Genomic DNA, 16,010 nt, shown 5'->3' on the forward strand with positions numbered 1-16,010 from the left:
AGATGACTATAGATTTACTATGCCTTCATTTAAAGTATTTATCAGAAGAAATTTCGAAGGTTTTTACCTCTCCTCGGGGCTCAACTTCCTGCAGGATGATATCGGATATCAAATGCCCGCCAATCTACCTAGTCCGGATGTTCTGGGGCACTATATGCGAGTTAGAACTAATGCAGTTGAAATCCCACTGATAATCGGTCATCGATTGGAGTTTTTTGAATACCTGCGGCTATTTGCCGGTGTTTCACCAACTTTCTCTTTTAATTCCAATCCCAGCATTTCATCGGTTTATGAATCGAATTTTTCAGAGCAAGAAAACAGGGATGCCACTCAGGCCATTCAGGAATTTCAAAGTGCCTTGATCGATAGCTTTAGTCCGTTCTATATCAACGGAACTGTGGGAGTTGGATTTGACTACAAAATAATCAGTATTGAGTTCCAGCTTGATCGGACCTTGACTTCTTTGTCAAAAAATGAAAGAGCGACCATCGGGCAAACCGGTGGAGTAGTTTTCGATGAAAGAAGAACGAGGAAGACCCTTCAAGTTGGTTTAAAAATCCCTTTGAAAAAGTAAGAAACTAAGCCCGGTAGAATCAAAATTACCGGGCTTTTTTTCTAGCTAACCTGCTTCCTCTCCGATTGTGATCGGAGTATGTTCTTTGGTTAAAATAAATGCTGCTTTCGGAAAAGCAGCATAACCTTAACTTTCAAGAGTCGCATACAAATCAAACTCCGTAGTCTCCGTCACTTTGGCATTTACGAAATCACCAACACGACAGTAGAACTTGGAGGCATCGATCAGCACTTCATTGTCCACCTCTACGGAATCAAATTCTGTTCGGCCCACGAAATACCCTCCTTCTTTTTTGTCAATAAGCACTTTGAAAGTTTTCCCAACTTTCTCCTGATTCAGGTCATAGGAGATTTGCTCCTGAACCTCCATCAAATGGTTGGCTCTTTCCTGCTTTTCTTCCTGTGAAAGTCTGTCCTCCATCCCAAATGCATGGGTGTTTTCTTCATGCGAATAAGTAAATACACCCAATCGCTCAAATTTCATTCGCTCCACAAAGTCCACCATCTCTTGGAATTCCTTTTCTCCCTCACCCGGATGGCCTGCAATCAAGGTAGTCCGGATCGCAATTTTTGGAATCATTTCCCGTATTCTATAGATCAATTCCTCTTGTTTTTCACGTGTGGTACCGCGACGCATGGCCTTTAGCACATCTGTAGAACCGTGCTGCAAAGGAATGTCCAAATAGTTGCAAATATTGGATCGCTCCTTCATCACTTCAATCACATCCATCGGAAAGCCGGTAGGATAAGCATAGTGCAGACGAATCCAATCGATTCCCTCCACATCAGAAAGCTGTCTCAGCAATTCGGCAAGATTCCGCTTTTTGTACAAATCTAATCCGTAATAGGTCGAATCTTGAGCGATCAAAAGTAACTCCTTGGTTCCTTGAGCGGCTTTATGCTGTGCTTCCTTGACCAATTCCTCAATCGGTCGGGATACATGTCCTCCTCGCATCAGCGGGATGGCACAGAAGGAGCAAGGCCGATCACAGCCTTCAGAGATCTTCATGTAGGCATAATGCGCATTATGTGTCAATAAGCGCTCTCCTACCAGCTCATGCTTGTAGTCCGCCTTAAACTTTTTCAAAATTGCCGGCAAGTCCCGCGTTCCAAAAAAGGCATCCACCTGAGGAATCTCCTTTTCCAGGTCATCCTTATAGCGCTGTGAAAGGCAGCCTGTCACGTAGACTTTTTCGACCAAGCCTCGCTCCTTCGCATCCACATATTGGAGAATGGTATCGATGGACTCTTGCTTGGCATTATCGATAAACCCACAGGTATTGATAATGACAATGTTATTATCATCCGAACTGGACTCATGACTGGCATTGATCCCGTTGCCTTTCAGTTGGGTCAAAAGGACCTCGGAATCCACCAGGTTTTTGGAGCAACCCATGGTGATGATATTGACTTTGTCTTTCTTTAATGTTCTCGCTTTCACAGAATTCGCTTCAAATTTGGAGTGCAAAGGTAGGTAAAATTGGGTTGGAAAGTGAAGAAAGTTGTAAAGTTGCAAGATTGAGACCTCCAACTTTACAACCTTCCAACCTGAAGCATTTCTAGCACTCTTAGATTTAAACTTCTAAAACCGTATCCCACAAAACCAAACCCGTCGCAGGAGCAGGTGGGATTTTTTTCCAATCTTCTGAAGGCCTCTTTAGTCTATTTTCGATTTCGGACAAATCCCATTGCCCTGAGCCTACATACCAAATGGCCCGCATCATTTTCCGGACTTGATGATGCAAAAAGCCGGTTCCAACCACTTCCAGATAGTACACCGGATCAGCTAGATTTTTGTAGGGAATCTCATCCGCCAGCAAAATCTGACAGCGTGAAATTTCCCGCTCGAAATCCGTCTTGGTATGCGAAGGAGTGCAAAAAGCTCTGAAATCATGTTTCCCTACAAATACTTTGGCGGCTTCATTCATTTTACCCAAATCAAGCTTTTCGAAAACTAGCTGAAGCCAAGCAGCATGCAAAGCGGGAGTGTCGCTGGTGTCAGTGAAAAAATAGCGATAAACCTTCCTTTTTGAGGCTTTGATCAAATTAAAATCCCGGCGAACAGGCCCCATGAATTGAATCTGAATTTCTCCTCCTAGGTTTTCATTGATGGCAGATATGGTTTCCTCAGCAAAATCATTTTTATCAGAAAGAAAAAGCTGAAAGTACCCCTGCTTGCAACTCACCCCGGAGTCTGTCCGGCTTCCGCCCAACAAGGTGAAATCGTCATGACCCAAAACGAATCTCAGCACACGCTCTAATTTACCCTGAATGGTTGGCTGTCCTTTTTGGATAGCCCAGCCCTTGAAGCGGGCACCAAAGTAGGAGATAGAAAATAAGTAGGAGAAGGCTTTGGTCTGCATCCTCAAAAGTATGAATTTAACTTTTGACAAAAACCAAAACCTTCCCGAGAATCCTTTAGCCCAAAATATGCTGGTTGACCCAGTCGATCTCCTCCTGTCGAATCGTATGAGCCGAATCAGGAAAGCTCAACAATTTGACATTTGCACCTTGCTTGGTGAGAAGTATTCCCGACTCTTTCATCCGCTCTAGGGGCACGTGCATGTCTTGCTGACTACCGGAAATCAAAACCGGCGTACCCTCAAAGTCTCCTTGATAATTATCCCTAATAATCTGCTCTCCAATCAGACCTCCTGTAAAGGCCACTACGCCACCGAGCTTTTGGGCATTTCGGGCGGCAAACTCCAAGCTCAGGCAAGCCCCTTGCGAAAAGCCGATCAGAAAAATATCGCTTGGCTCCACCCCCTCTGTGAGCAAACTATCAAAAGCTTCTTTTATTTGACTCAGGGATTGATCCAATGCCGGCTGATTGGAATGGTCAGGTGCCATAAAGCTGTAGGGATACCAAGTTCCTCCTGGAGCTTGAGGAGCCATCAATGCAAAATCATCCAACTTCAAATACGATTTCAAAGAGAGGATACTTTTTGCAGAAGCTCCTCTACCATGAATCATGATTGCTGCTTTTTTTCCTTTTTGGGGCTTTTGTCCTTCATTGATTAGCTTATTCATAGTCTGATAGGTTTACTTCAACTTTTGGAAGTGCTTTTTCTATTCCTTCCCGAGATGATTCCGCCCAATCGGGTAACTTCAGCAATTCACCCAAATGCGCTTCTTCCTCGTCAATTGCGAAGCCAGGCTCGTCGGTAGCCACTTCAAACAACACACCTCCCGGCTCACGGAAATAGATGCTTCGAAAATAATTCCGATCCTTTACCTCGGTGACACCCAAACCATTTTGCATCAATAAGTGCTGCACTTCCAGTTGGGTGGCTTCATTATCCGTACGGAAAGCAATATGATGAACCGTCCCGGCGCTTTGCATCCCTCTTCGGGCATTTGGATCAACTAGGATATCCACGATATCGCCCGGCTTTTCTGCTGTGGCATAGCGAAAGCGATTGCCCTCTTGCCCAACAAAATGATAATTCATCAGCTCTGTCAAAAGCTTCTCAGTGGGCTCCTTGGCTTGTAAGTAAAGAGTTGCTCCAAAAAATCCCTTGATTGAATGCTCAGCAGGTATATGTCCCTGTGGCCATCCTTTTCGATCATCTCGATCACTCGCGATCAACTCCAGTCCCATCCCATCATGATCTTCAAATCGGATAAGGGAATCTCCAAACCGAGTCAAATCATCTGAAACGGCAACTCCAAATTTCTTCAGGCGGTCTCTCCAGTAAGCAAGTGAATCTTTCCCAATGGAAAAGGCTGTATAGGTCAACTCACCAGTTCCTTTAGTCCCGCGCCGAGCACCTTTGAATGGGAAGGTGGTAAATACTGTACCTGGCCTACCCAACTCATCGCCAAAGTAAAAATGGTAGACATCCGGCGCATCAAAATTGATGGTCTTTTTTACAAGTCTTAATCCTAAGATTCCTGTATAAAAATCAATATTTTGCTGAGGATTACCAGCTATCGCTGTGATATGGTGTATCCCGGAAATTAATGGCTTTGTGGTCATAAGATTGAAATTTTAGATGAATAAGATTTTACAAAAAACCCCAAAGGATAGCCTTCGGGGTTTTAAAACAAAACCTCGGAGGCTTTTATGCTTGCTTTACGAGCTGTACACTTAGCATTAAACGAACCTGATCAGAAACAACTACCGAGCCTGCCTCTGTGACTGCCGACCAAGTAAGTCCAAATTCTTTCCGGTTGATTTTTCCTTCAATTTCGAAGCCCGCCTTAGTCTGTCCATAGGGGTCACCAGCTACTCCACCAAAGTCTACATCAAGCGTTACCTCTTTCTTGGTTCCACGGATTTCTAGGTCTCCTACCAATTGATAGTCCCCTCCATTCTTTGAAATTCTTCCAGAGAAAGAAAGCTTAGGATGATTAGCTGCATCAAAAAAATCAGCTGATTTCAAATGATTGTCTCGGTCGCCCTGATTGGTATCAATGCTATCAATATCCGCAGTGAAGGAAACACTAGCTCCATCAAAGTCATCCGACTCACTTTCTGCGGCTCCCTCAAACTTTTTAAAATATCCAGTTACGGTGGAAATTACTAGGTGCTTTACTTTGAAAGATACCTCTGAATGTGTTGGGTCAATTACCCATTTTGCTGTACTCATAATTTTTATTGATTTAAGTGAAATGAAATATTATTTGTTTTTACAATTAGTGTTTATACATAGATAAACGTAAATTTTTTAGCCTCTCAGTTTATCAAGCAGCATATTGAGGTTTCTAACCTCAGATTCGCTGAGCTTGATGTAATATTTATTCGAATCCTGAATCCGTGTCTCCAACTTCTCCAGCAACTTCAGTCCTTCAGCTGAAATCATCACATCCACTTGCCTTCTGTCAGTTGGACATTCTTCACGCAGTACCAAACCTTTGGCCTTTAGCTTTTCTACCAGACGAGATGCATTGGACATTTTATTAAGCATCCGTTCCTGAATAGAGGATACAGTAGTGGGATTCCCATTTTGACCTCGCAGTATTCTCAATACATTGTATTGCTCTGGAGACAAATCATAGGGTTTCAAAAGAGCATTTTGATAGCCCACCACATAACTATGCGTGAATAATAAATTGACCACAGCCTTATGATAAGGATCTATAAAATCTTTCTGCTGGATGGCTTCTTCTAACTTCCCCATTTTTATACAATTGAATTTAATGTATATACATACAAATATATTAAAAGGTTTCCGAATTGGAAAAAAATTATCTTAAATGAGCGAAAAAGTGGAAATCATACTTCCGAAAAAAACTCCTTAACTGAAGCGGATTTCTTGAGTTTGAGCCTTTTCAAAAGTCTTTGACCTGAGAAAATAAAAACCGGAAGTGTGAAAAGAATTTCAGATCAAAACATTGATTTAAACTAGTTTATAAGGGTTTTTTACAATATTTGATGTGTTTTTGATGTAGCCAAATTCTACATTTGATGAATAGTTGTAGAAGCTCTTTATTTGGGGTCTGCGAATCGGTTTAAGAAATTAGGGAAAAAAACTAATACCCATGAAAAACAATTTTCCCAAAATTATCACAATGCTCTCCCTGCTCGTAGTAAGCTGGGCCTGCGACAACGGTTTCGCAGACATTGATGTGATCGACACTCCTCCAAAAATCACTCTGGGATCCATCACCTCTGGATTGACTGAAGGAGAAGATTTTAGAATTTCCGTAACTCTGGATGACGGTACGGATGACGGAGCCATTAGCTCCCTTGCCTCCCTTGACTACACCATCACTTCAGGAGGAGCCACAGTTACTTCTGGATCAGAGGCGCTAAGTGGTGATCAGCAGACAGTTACTATTAGTGTTCCGGGTGGATTTGATGCTGGTACTTACAACTTTGACGTTGTAGTTTCAGATACCAATGGAAATACAGCAACTGATAATGTTACATTTGAAGTGGCCTCAGCACAGCCAGACTTTGATATCACTGGTACTTGGGTGGTTGAGCCAGTGGCAGCTTCTCTTGCAGTGGGACCAAGCCCTGGAAGCACGGAGTGGTTCGCAATTGACGGAGCAGGAGTATCCACAAGAGCTTGTTTCTATGACGACACATATACTTTTGGAGCCGATGGATCATTCGTTATTGACCTTGGAGATCAAACTTGGTTGGAAACTTGGCAAGGAGTTGACTCTGACCGATGCGGTACTCCAGTAGCTCCTTATGCTGGAGGCACCTATCAATATACTTATGCTGGATCCACTTTGACTGTGATTGGTGAAGGTGCTTATCTAGGTCTTCCTAAGGTGAACAATGCTGGTGAAGTTTCTCAGGGAGCAGCTATTCCTGACCAAATTACATACACCATTGTTGACCCAGTTGTAGACGGAAATACCCGCAGAATGACGCTAAGAATCGAAGCTGGTTCTGGTGTATGGTGGGACTTCAAACTGATTTCTGGTGAAATTGACAATGGCGGAGGTGAATCTGCGTCTATTTTCGGAAATTGGAAAATGGAGCCAATAGCAGGAGCCTTTGGTGTAGGTCCTTCAGCTGGAAGCACCGAGTTTTTTGCTAACTCCGCAGACGATGTGACTACCAGAGCCTGCTTCTTTGACGATATCTACACATTCGCTGAAGATGGCACCTACTCTTATGATCTAGGCGATCAGACTTGGCTTGAAACTTGGCAAGGTGTCGCTGCAGACGGTTGTGGCGCTCCTGTAGCACCACATGATGGCTCAGGAGACTACACCTTCACCTTCGATGGCAGCTCCTTAAAGTTAATTGGAGAAGGAGCTCATCTGGCTCTTTCTAAAGTAATCAACGGAGCAGAGTTGAGCACAGCGGGAGTAGCAGTTCCGGCTGACGTGACTTACCAAGTAGTAAGCCTGACCGAAACAGATGGCGTAAAGCGAATGACACTTCATATCGAAATCCAAGACGGTATCTGGTGGACTTTCAAGCTGATTTCAGCATAATCTAATAATGTGGCATCTGGAAGGTAATATCCAGATGCCTTTTTTTTCTTTAACCCAAAATAGTATGAAAACTATCTTTAACTACACAAGCCAAACCCTTTCCGCATTTTTTCTAATTGGAGTTTTATTTTCCTGTGATTCGGAAACTGCGGACAATCCCACAGGTTCAAACCCCGGTAATAACGTCTCTGAAGTTCCAATTCCTGACGGTGGAGCCACCTCCCCTACTTCCTATCCTGGGATGACACTAGTTTGGGAAGATGATTTTGAAGGAAATAGCCTAGATGCAGCCAATTGGTCCCATGAAATAGGAACTGGCAACAATGGCTGGGGAAATAACGAACTTCAATACTACCGCTCACAAAATACTTCCGTTGAAAGGGGGCATTTAATTATCACAGCCAAAAAAGAGTCCTTTCAAGGAAGTGAGTATACCTCCTCACGCATTATCTCGATGAATAAACAGCAATTCCGTTACGGGAGGGTTGATATACGTGCTGTTAATCCTCGAGGACAAGGCTTATGGCCTGCTCTCTGGATGCTTGGATCAAACTTCCCTGAAGTAGGATGGCCAAGATGTGGAGAGATTGACATCATGGAGATGGTCGGTGGACAAGGAAGGGAAAACACAGTCCATGGAACAGTTCACTGGGATAATAATGGGAGTCGGGCGGAATTTGGCGGTTCTTATAAGATTCCTTCAGGTACTCTAGCCGATAAGTTCCACGTCTACTCAATCGAATGGACCTCAAATAATATTAGCTGGTTTATCGACGATGTGAAATATCATGAGATCGATACCACTCCTGCCGAACTAGATGAGTTCAGAAGAAATTTCTTCTTCATCATGAATGTGGCTGTCGGTGGAAACTGGCCCGGATCTCCGGATAATAGCACAACATTTCCACAACACATGATTGTGGACTATATAAGAGTCTTTCAGTTTGATTAAAAAAAGCCCCGCGGGGCTTTTTTTTATGCATTTTCGCTCAACCAGTCTTTCAACAGCTGATTGACTACTTCAGGCTTCTCAATGCAGGAACTATGACCTGCACCGGGAATCATATGAAGCCTCGATCCAGCAATTCCCATTTGGATGAATTTTGCCTTTTCGGGTTTTGTCGCAACATCTTCATCACCCACCACAATCATAGTAGGACATTTTATGGCACCTAATTCAGCTTCCACGCCTCTTCGGTAAATTACTCCCTCTACCGGTCCAGTGATAGTTTTCTTATTGGACCTAAGTTCCCTTTTCCACTTCTTAATCGCTTCCGAATTCGATTTATTGTTCAGCCAGGATTGAGCAAACATTATAGGCATGACCTTATTGGCGACTGGTGGAATCACTCCAAGCCATTTGACTATTCCGTTTAAGGTTTTGTATTTGGGAAGGTTCTCTACCGGCTCACTATTCGCAGAGGTCTCTAAAAGGGTCAAAGACTTTACCAAATCAGGCCTTCTAGCAGCCAAACGCATTCCTACAAATCCACCCATTGATAGTCCGACAAAGTGTACTTTGCCCAAATCGAGCTTTTCTATCAATGCCGCTGCATCTTCAGCTACGGTTTCCATGTCAAATGGCTCCTTCACCTCGCTTTGGCCTTGGCCTCGATGATCGTACGCAATGACACGGTAAGACTTCGCCAATTCATCGATCTGAGCATTAAACATTTTATGACTCCAAAGTAGTCCATGAGAGAAAACTACCGTTTCCTTTCCTTCTCCTTTGTCGATGTAATAGAGCTTAATTCCATTTGCTTCGATTTGCGGCATTTGAATCCTTTTTAGGGTGAAAATCTACCAATCTAATCCCGGCTGAGTGATTCGAGCATTTTCGCGAGCCTTATGCTGATCTACAATTTCCTTGACATCTGCCAAAAGCTGCTTTGCATCGTAAACGATCCCGTCCTTAACTGTATATTTAACGCCCCCAACACGGATGGGTTGGTTATTTTCATCTATTCGAATCGCACCAGTTCCATAAAGAACCTTGAGGTTTTGAAGTGGGTTTTCTTCCAAAATCACAAAATCTGCCAGTTTCCCTACTTCTACGGTTCCAATCTCCTTGTCCATTCCCAAAGCCTCTGCCCCATACATCGTTGCAGAGCGAATCACTTCCAATGGATGAAAGCCTGCCTCACGAAGCAATTCCAACTCTCGGATATAGGCAAATCCATACAATTGGTAGATAAACCCTGAATCAGAACCGGTAGTCACTCTTCCTCCACGATTTTTATACTCGTTGACAAAAGTCATCCAAAGACGGTAATTCTCCTTCCAAAGCAGCTCCTCCTCTGTAGTCCAGTCAAACCAATAAGATCCATGCGACTGTCTACTTGGCGAGTAAAAACGCCATAAGGAAGGTAGGGTGTAGGTGTCATGCCACTCTGCTCTGCGAGCCCGCATCAAGTCCCGGTTTGCCTCATAAATATTGAAGGTCGGATCCAGCGTGAAATCAAGCTCCAAAAGCTCATTCATCACCTTATTCCAATGCTCTGAATAGGGCTTTGCCGCTTGCTTCCAAAGTTTCCCAGCTTCTGCAAATCGATGCTGCTCATTCTGGTAATTGTAATCCAATCGGAAATCCTGAATCGTTCGATCTTCAAAAAGTGCTTCTGGAAGACCGTACCAATGCTCCATGGAAGTTAGCCCAGCCCGCGCAGAATGGAGTACATTCCAACGAGCCACGTCCAGCTGCTGATGATGCATGGCTGACCGTAAACCTATTCGCTTGTTTTCGGAAATCGCCGCCTGCATCACTTCGGGCTTTGCACCAAAAAACTTGATGCCATCAGCGCCCTTTGCTTTATTTTCATTGACCCATGCTTTGGCCTGATCAGCTGTAGTAATGGGACTTTCAGCACCTTGCCCAAATGAAGTATAGGCCAAAAGTCTAGGAGCTGTAATTTGATTGGAAAGCGATCGTTTCTTTTCACTTAAAACCCAATCTAAGCCATTTCCGGCTGATGGATCACGAACTGTGGTAACTCCATGTGCCATCCAAAGCTTATATACATACTCAGCTGGAGTTCCTTGACCTGTACCTCCTATGTGTCCATGCATATCCACAAAGCCTGGCAGTAAATAATGCCCCTCCAAGTCTAAAACATGCGTGTTCTCGTCTGCTTTGGGTCTACGGCCTTCAGAAATTGGTAATCCGGGATAGCCCACTGTTTGAATGCGGGTAATTCTGTTTTTCTCCACAACGATATCAACAGGGCCGACAGGAGGCGCCCCGGTCCCATCAATGAGTGTCACTCCTCGAATGATCAATCTATCATAGGGTCCATCACCCTCCTCCCGGTCAGGAGCAGGCATGATTTGAGCAAAGGCATGAAGCGAAAAGACTGAAAGAATCAGCCCAAGAATAATTTTCCGCATGATTTCTGGGTTAGGTGGTTAATTCAAGTCTATAAGTTAGCCGAAAAAACAAAAGGGAAAAATGACTTTTGGACAAGGCAAACAAAAAAGTCCGACAGAAGCCGGACTTTTAAAACAATTCTTATCAGAATAACTATAGATCCTTAAACTGTTCCATAATTTCCTCTGAAATACCTGTGTGAGAATATCCTCCATCATGGAAGAGGTTTTGCATGGTCACCATTCTGGTCAAATCCGAAAACATCGTGACAATGTAATCCGCACAAGCTTCAGCTGAAGCATTTCCAAGTGGAGACATCTTTTCGGCAAAGTTGAAAAAGGAATCAAATCCTCCAATACCTGTACCGGCAGTGGTCTTGGTCGGCGATTGAGAAATGGTATTGACCCGTACATTTTTCAGCTTACCTAGTCTATATCCATAGCCTCTAGCGATACTTTCAAGCAAGGCTTTGGCATCAGCCATATCCGTATAAAATGGATAAACCTGCTGAGCGGCTATGTAAGAAAGGCCTACAATCGAACCCCATTCTTTCATGATATCCATTTTCTCTGCCACCTGCATCATCTTATGGAATGAAATTGCGGAGACATCATAAGACTTCATCGCCCAATCGTAGTTAAGGTCTCCGTAGGAGCGGCCTTTTCGGATATTTGGTGACATACCGATGGAATGCAACAAAAAGTCAAAATCGCCTCCGAGGAACTCTTTCGCCTCAGCGTATAGCTTCTCAATATCGTCCAAAACCGTAGCATCCGCGGGAATGACAATGGTATTACACTCTTCTGCAAGTTCTTTGATGGCACCCATCCGCATGGCGATAGGGGCATTAGTTAGGACAAACTTTCCACCTTGTTCTTTAACTTTTAGCGCGGTCTTCCAAGCAATGGAATTTTCATCCAAGGCTCCGGTAATGATTCCGACTTTACCTTTTAGCAAGTTTTCTGGCATATTTCTATTGGGTTGATTTCAAAAATTCTTAGCAAAAATAGCTAAAAATTGGGTAAAGCCCCTCAATTCGCCAGAAGCTCACGTGCACTTTGCAAAGCATTCTCTGAAGGCTGAGCTCCAGCTATCATTTTGGCTAGCTCCTGAATACGCTCCTGCTCATCCAAAAGCTTGATTTTTGATATAGTTTTGGAGGCTGAATTGTCTTTGAACACAAAATAATGCATATCCCCTTTCGCAGCTACCTGAGGGAGATGAGTGATGCAAATAATCTGATGATTCGCTGAAATATCTTTCATCATTCTGACCATCTGTAGGGCTACCTCTCCAGAAATCCCTGCATCAATTTCATCGAAAATCAAGGTAGGCAAAGCCATTTTGTCGGCCATTAAATATTTGATTGCAAATAGAAGACGTGAAAACTCTCCTCCTGAAGCGACCTTTTTAAGTGCCTGCAAAGTGCCTCCCTTATTGGCGGAGAAAAGGATTTCAATCTGATCTAGCCCCGTACTACTTGGGCTAATTTCCTGTCGCTGAAAATTGATTTGCGCATTTTCCATCCCCAAATCTTGCAAGAGGCTTTTCATGGATTTTTCAAAGTCGGAGAAACAACTTATACGCTTCTTAGTGAGCTTTTCTCCAAAAGATTGCATTGCCTTTTCTGCTTCTGCAAAGTCCTTTTCAGCTTTTTCCAAGCTTTCATCCAAGTTCTGAAATTCGAATACCTGATCGGCTAACTGCTGCTCAATCTCGATCAGTTCTTCGACGGTAAGCACCCCATGCTTCTTTTGAAGTTGGTAGATTTTACTCAGACGCTCCCTGATTTCTTCCAGTTTTTCAAAATCCACTTCGATTTGTCCATCCTCTTCCTCGAGTGTAGCCAAAATATCCTTAACCTCAATCAAGGCAGACTGAAATCGCTCTCGAATAGACCCAAAAGTATGGGCCAGTCTCTCCAGACTTTGCAAGTTCTGCTGTATTTGCCCCATCCCCTGCAAAATCCCAAACTGCTCATCTGCAAAAAGACCACTAGCCTCCTGAATCTTAAGCTTGATCTCCTCAGCATTTTCGAGGATTTCTTGCTTGGATTCCAATTCTGTCTGCTCCCCTTCCTGAAGCGAAAGGGCACTTAATTCATCCAGTTGGAATTGATTGAAATCAGCCTCTTTCTGAAGCTCCAAAGCTTTCTTCTTGAGTTGGTCTAAGTGTTTTTTTGCTTTTCGAAAGTCATGGTATGCTCCTTGATAAGCACTCAACTCCCGATTTGATTGAGAATAGGCATCGACCAAGCCCAATTGATAGGCTCCGTCTCCGAGCAAAAGGGTATCATGCTGAGAATGTACATCCATCAGCTTTTCACCAAGACTTTTCAGCACGTCCAATAATACAGGCGTATCATTGACAAAAGATCTTGATTTACCGGAAGGGCTGATTTCTCTACGAATGATACAAGGCTCTTCGTACTCCAAATCATTATCTTCAAAAAATCCTTGCAAACCGTAAGATCCAAGTTCAAACCAGCCTTCCACAATGCATTTTTTATCCTCATGAAGGAGCACTTTGGTATCGGCTCGTTTTCCAAGTAGCAATCCTACAGCTCCAAGCATGATGGATTTTCCCGCACCCGTTTCGCCAGTAATCATATTCAGACCGGCTCCAGGTTGCATTTTCAGATCATCAATCAGTGCATAATTGGATATACTGAGGGATTTGAGCATGGATTTTACGTTTGTACAAAGCTAAAAAATCAAGCTTAGCTTTTCAGCAGCTCGTTGTACTTTCTCGCATTATTTGGATCCACTTCCAGCAGCAATTCTACTGCTTCTGTCCGTATCTCAAAAGGGGCATTCTTTAATACCTGTGCAATCTCATCTCCTTTGGCATCCATAAAAGAAATCGTGAAGATTCCATTAGGCTGTGCTTTATTGGCCTCTGCCACCAAACGAATTGCTTCAAGCATATTTTGGTAGGCCTTCTCAGGGTCTATCTGCAAAATATCCAATCCCTGTCTATGATAGAGGTAATACGCCTCTCGAATCGAGGAGTAAACAGAAGATGTATAAATATCATTAATCAACCAAAATCGATTTCTCCGGTCGGAGTTACTTTGGCCCCAGCCTGCGCGACCGGATTGTTGGGCATTATTTACAATGTCATTGGCAACTGCAAAAAAGGGATCTCCGCCTTTATTCTGAAAACTATCGTAATCTAAACCAAGAGCGATATTGGCATAGTAAGCTAGAAGCGAAGAGATGTTATTAAGGAAGGTAAAGCGATTAAACTCCAGGGGTTGAGATTCGATAAACTCAAAATTCCAAGTTCGATCGGCAAAATTGAAAAGGAGACTTTCATAATTGGTTCCGTAAACCGGCCGTACGGTTTGCACTTGGACTGTTGCAGAAAATGACCCTACGGTTGTGGCCTCATTGATGGTAATCAGCAAATTTCCTTTGATCCGCTCCTCCGGCCGAAACTCGTCAGTGGTCCAAGATCGTCCATTAAGGAACTGCTCAAAACTAGCCTTCATTTGGTTAAAAATATCCGTATTCTGAAGATTGGAGCGCTCACTGTTGATCGTGACTGTAAAGTTGAGCTCTTGGGCATTTACAATTCCGGCCAGCAGAAACAAGGATAGAAAGCTGATTATTTTTGTCATTCTCATACAATAAAGAAAAAATCAGATCAGCGTCCAACTGCTCTCCCGCTTGATATGATCCAGGATCAATTGGGCGATTTCCGACTTAGATGCGAGTGGAGATTTCCACTGACCTCCATTTTTGGAGAAAACAGTCACCCGATTGGTATCCAAACGAAAACCTGCACCACTTTCTTTCATGGAGTTGAGAACAATTAGATCGAAATTCTTGCGCTGAAGCTTCTCCTTTGCATGAAACTCTTCATTTTCTGTTTCGAGCGCAAAGCCTACATGAAATTGTTTGGGCTGCTTTTTACTTCCCAACTCTTTCGCGATGTCAACATTCTTCTTCAGGCGAATCTGCATAGCATCCTCATCCTTCTTGATTTTTTCGGTAGCGACGGTAGCCGGTGCATAATCTGCCACCGCAGCCGTGAACACGACGATGTCCATCTGACTATGAATAGCTGAGGCTGCATGAAACATCTCCTCTGCACTGTCCACATCTTTCCAGTGAAACTTCTCTTTATTCACAGGAATAGCCACAGGACCTGAAATCACCCAAACCTCCGCACCTCTTTCCAAGAACGCCTCGGCGAGTGCTAGTCCCATTTTACCGCTTGAATGATTGCTGATGAAGCGAACAGGATCAATCGCTTCTAGAGTCGGTCCCATGGTGAGGGCTACCTTTTTACCGGAAAAATCACCTTTGGATTCAAAAAATCGCTGTATTTCTTCTAGAATCTTTTCAGGCTCCATCATCCGACCCTGGCCAGATAGCCCGGAAGCTAATTCTCCACTTTCGGCATCCAGTAGTCGGTTTCCAAAACCTTGAATAGTAGCTAGATTTTTTCTGACGGATGGATGCTGATACATATCTAGATCCATCGCAGGAGCTACCCATACCGGACATCTTGCTGATAGGTAGGTAGCTAGAAGTAGATTATCACAAAGCCCATTTGCCATTTTCCCAAGGGTATTGGCTGAAAGAGGCGCAATGATCATCAAGTCTGCCCAAAGTCCCAATTCCACGTGGTTGTTCCAAGTGCCCGTTTCATCTTTTTGGAAAGTATGTAAAACTGGATGTTTGGAAAGGGTAGCTAGGGTCAAAGGGCCTATAAAATCAAGAGCAGAGGCCGTCATAATGACTTGGACCTCTGCTCCTGCCTTTACTAATAATCTGACCAAGAAAGCGGACTTATAGGCAGCAATGCTACCTGTGACTCCAAGAAGTATTCGCTTTCCTTCGAGATTCATTATTCAGTTTCTTCTTCAGGATATCTGTGATATAATTTCCCATCCAGATATTCTTCCATTGCCAAAGTAGATGGTTTTGGCATACGCTCATAAAACTTGGAAATTTCGATTTGCTCCTTGTTTTCGAAAACTTCTTCAAGGTTATCTACTGTAGAAGCAAACTCAGAAAGCTTGCCATTCAATTCCTCTTTAAGGTTATTGGAAATCTGCTTTGCACGCTGACCTACCAAGTGGATAGACTCATAGATGTTCCCGGTCTCCTCGGATACTTTGTCCAAATCTCGGGTAATGATTGATGGATTAACTGCCATG

The 16,010-nt window shown here is 43.5% G+C and carries 16 protein-coding genes; 3 read left to right on the forward strand and 13 right to left on the reverse strand.

The features are described from left to right. Positions 1-574: outer membrane beta-barrel protein (locus tag OU792_RS07470; RefSeq protein ID WP_274669877.1), on the forward strand; the 574-nt coding region annotated here is incomplete at its 5' end. A gap of 126 nt (positions 575-700) precedes the next feature. Here the strand turns inward: OU792_RS07470 and rimO are convergent. The 6 genes from rimO to OU792_RS07500 form a co-directional block, all read right to left on the reverse strand. Continuing rightward, positions 701-2,014 carry a 30S ribosomal protein S12 methylthiotransferase RimO gene (gene rimO / locus OU792_RS07475; protein ID WP_274669878.1) on the reverse strand — a complete coding sequence of 438 codons (1,314 nt, stop codon included), beginning with the start codon at positions 2,012-2,014 and terminating at the stop codon, positions 701-703. A 133-nt stretch (positions 2,015-2,147) separates the two neighbouring features. Further along, entirely contained in the window at positions 2,148-2,936 is a 789-nt protein-coding gene (locus tag OU792_RS07480) for a tRNA pseudouridine(38-40) synthase TruA (protein WP_274669879.1), read from the reverse strand. A gap of 55 nt (positions 2,937-2,991) precedes the next feature. Beyond that, complete coding sequence (locus tag OU792_RS07485) at positions 2,992-3,603, reverse strand: alpha/beta hydrolase (RefSeq protein ID WP_274669880.1); 612 nt, start codon at positions 3,601-3,603, stop codon at positions 2,992-2,994. Next, positions 3,596-4,552, reverse strand: a complete 957-nt coding sequence (locus OU792_RS07490) for a ring-cleaving dioxygenase (protein ID WP_274669881.1) — start codon at positions 4,550-4,552, stop codon at positions 3,596-3,598. Before OU792_RS07490 ends, OU792_RS07485 begins: the two co-directional genes overlap by 8 nt. A gap of 85 nt (positions 4,553-4,637) precedes the next feature. Next, positions 4,638-5,165, reverse strand: a complete 528-nt coding sequence (locus OU792_RS07495; protein ID WP_274669882.1) for a YceI family protein — start codon at positions 5,163-5,165, stop codon at positions 4,638-4,640. Between the two features lie 78 nt (positions 5,166-5,243). After that, on the reverse strand, positions 5,244-5,696 hold the full coding sequence (locus OU792_RS07500) for a MarR family winged helix-turn-helix transcriptional regulator (RefSeq protein ID WP_026945243.1): 453 nt from the start codon (positions 5,694-5,696) through the stop codon (positions 5,244-5,246). Between the two features lie 361 nt (positions 5,697-6,057). Between OU792_RS07500 and OU792_RS07505 the strand changes: the two genes are divergently transcribed. Both OU792_RS07505 and OU792_RS07510 read left to right on the forward strand, forming a co-directional pair. Continuing rightward, positions 6,058-7,476, forward strand: coding sequence for an Ig domain-containing protein (locus OU792_RS07505; protein WP_026945242.1), 1,419 nt, complete (start codon positions 6,058-6,060; stop codon positions 7,474-7,476). A gap of 64 nt (positions 7,477-7,540) precedes the next feature. Then, positions 7,541-8,428: a glycoside hydrolase family 16 protein gene (locus OU792_RS07510; RefSeq protein WP_274669883.1), complete on the forward strand. Its 888-nt coding sequence runs from the start codon at positions 7,541-7,543 to the stop codon at positions 8,426-8,428. Positions 8,429-8,451: 23 nt separating this feature from the next. Here the strand turns inward: OU792_RS07510 and OU792_RS07515 are convergent, their stop codons facing one another. From OU792_RS07515 to OU792_RS07545, 7 genes are all read right to left on the reverse strand, one after another. Continuing rightward, entirely contained in the window at positions 8,452-9,252 is an 801-nt protein-coding gene (locus tag OU792_RS07515) for an alpha/beta fold hydrolase (protein ID WP_134201555.1), read from the reverse strand. A gap of 24 nt (positions 9,253-9,276) precedes the next feature. Beyond that, on the reverse strand, positions 9,277-10,860 hold the full coding sequence (locus OU792_RS07520; protein WP_134201554.1) for an amidohydrolase family protein: 1,584 nt from the start codon (positions 10,858-10,860) through the stop codon (positions 9,277-9,279). Positions 10,861-10,993: 133 nt separating this feature from the next. Then, positions 10,994-11,809 (reverse strand): enoyl-ACP reductase FabI, encoded by an 816-nt coding sequence (locus OU792_RS07525; RefSeq protein ID WP_026945239.1) that lies wholly within the window; start codon positions 11,807-11,809, stop codon positions 10,994-10,996. Positions 11,810-11,871: 62 nt separating this feature from the next. Continuing rightward, the gene (gene recN, locus OU792_RS07530; RefSeq protein ID WP_134201553.1) at positions 11,872-13,524 is read right to left on the reverse strand and encodes a DNA repair protein RecN; all 1,653 of its coding nucleotides are present in this window, start codon (positions 13,522-13,524) and stop codon (positions 11,872-11,874) included. A 35-nt stretch (positions 13,525-13,559) separates the two neighbouring features. Next, complete coding sequence (porD, locus tag OU792_RS07535) at positions 13,560-14,468, reverse strand: type IX secretion system protein PorD (RefSeq protein WP_222584655.1); 909 nt, start codon at positions 14,466-14,468, stop codon at positions 13,560-13,562. A gap of 15 nt (positions 14,469-14,483) precedes the next feature. Next, positions 14,484-15,698, reverse strand: coding sequence for a bifunctional phosphopantothenoylcysteine decarboxylase/phosphopantothenate--cysteine ligase CoaBC (gene coaBC / locus OU792_RS07540; RefSeq protein ID WP_274669884.1), 1,215 nt, complete (start codon positions 15,696-15,698; stop codon positions 14,484-14,486). After that, complete coding sequence (locus OU792_RS07545) at positions 15,698-16,009, reverse strand: DNA-directed RNA polymerase subunit omega (protein ID WP_024284823.1); 312 nt, start codon at positions 16,007-16,009, stop codon at positions 15,698-15,700. Before OU792_RS07545 ends, coaBC begins: the two co-directional genes overlap by 1 nt. Position 16,010 lies beyond the last annotated feature (1 nt).

The sequence above is a fragment of the Algoriphagus sp. NF genome, from assembly GCF_028823735.1.
Taxonomy (GTDB): domain Bacteria; phylum Bacteroidota; class Bacteroidia; order Cytophagales; family Cyclobacteriaceae; genus Algoriphagus; species Algoriphagus marincola.